The following is a 1,214-nucleotide window of genomic DNA, read 5'->3' as shown; positions in this document are numbered from 1 at the left end:
GCCGGGCAGCGCCTCGGCCGGCGGCTCCGTACTCGGGGCCGGTGTCGCCGTCCCCGACGGCGCGGCCGGCTCGGTGGCGTCGGGCGCGTCGGACGGCTCGGCGACGGGTTCCCCGGCAGGGTCGTCGGTCGCGTTCGGATCGACCGTCCCGAACGGCGTGCCGTCCGTCGCCGTGGGGTCGAACTGCACGGCGATGTCCTGCTGCAGTGCGGATGCCACGACGCTCGCGGATGCCGCGGGGACGACCGCACTGAGGTCGTCCGTGTACACGGTCGGGTACTGGATGAAGGCGATCCGGTCGAGGTCGGTCGACTGCAGTGCGCGTGCGACCGAGACCAGGCGCCAGAGGTCCTGCAGGCCCGATGAGAGCGTCATGTTCGTCACGACGGCGCGCGCGATGCCGTAGAGCTTCACCGGGTCGCCGAGCGTGCCCGCCGACTGCAGCGTGCGTGCGAGCGAGGCGAGGAACGTCTGCTGGCTCGAGATGCGTGCCAGGTCGCTGCCGTCGCCCACCGCGTGCCGGGTTCGGAGGAACGCGAGCGCCTCGTACCCCTTGATGACGTGCGACCCCGGGTCGAGCACCAGCCCGGTGTACGCATCGTCGATCGGGTCCACCACGCACACCTCGACGCCGCCCACCGCCTCGGAGAGGGCGGCGACGCCGTCGAACTCGACCACGCCTCCGACGGGGATCGTGATGCCGAGCATCTGCTCCAGGGTCTTGGCGATGCAGCCCAGCCCGCCGTCGTTCAGGATCGTGTTGATCTTCACCCCGTACCGGGCCGAGTAGCCGAAGCCCTGCGGATCCTCCGGGTCCGGGCACTCGGGGACGTCGACGAGCAGGTCGCGCGGGAAGCTCACGACCTCGGCGTGCGAGTGGTCCTGCGAGATGTGCAGGAGCATCGTGACGTCGTTCAGCACGCCCGACTCGATGTCCGGGTCGCCGAAGGCGCCGCTCGCGGGCCGCTTGTCGCTCCCGACGAGCAGGAAGTTCAGGCCGCCCTCCATCGCGCCGATGTCGGGCACGCTCTCGAGCACCTGCTCGCTCTCGAACTTCACGCTCGGCTTCGCCGCGACCGGCGTCACGATCGAGCTCACCGCGTAGGCGGCGATCGCACCCGAGGCCACGAGCGTCGCGGCGAGCATCGCCCCGACGCCCTTCGCCAGCGCGCGGCCCGCGCCGCGCCGAGGGAGCCGGCCGTGATGGGCGGGCG

1 protein-coding gene is annotated in these 1,214 nt (G+C 72.1%); it reads right to left on the bottom strand.

Going from position 1 to position 1,214, the window contains the following annotated elements; translation table 11 throughout:
* Positions 1-1,214, bottom strand: a 1,214-nt coding sequence (locus ESO86_RS17250; protein WP_129235992.1) for an LCP family protein, incomplete at both ends; no start/stop codon positions are given.

The sequence above is a fragment of the Agromyces binzhouensis genome (assembly GCF_004135055.1).
GTDB lineage: Bacteria > Actinomycetota > Actinomycetes > Actinomycetales > Microbacteriaceae > Agromyces > Agromyces binzhouensis.
This window is presented reverse-complemented; position numbering and strand designations above follow the sequence as displayed.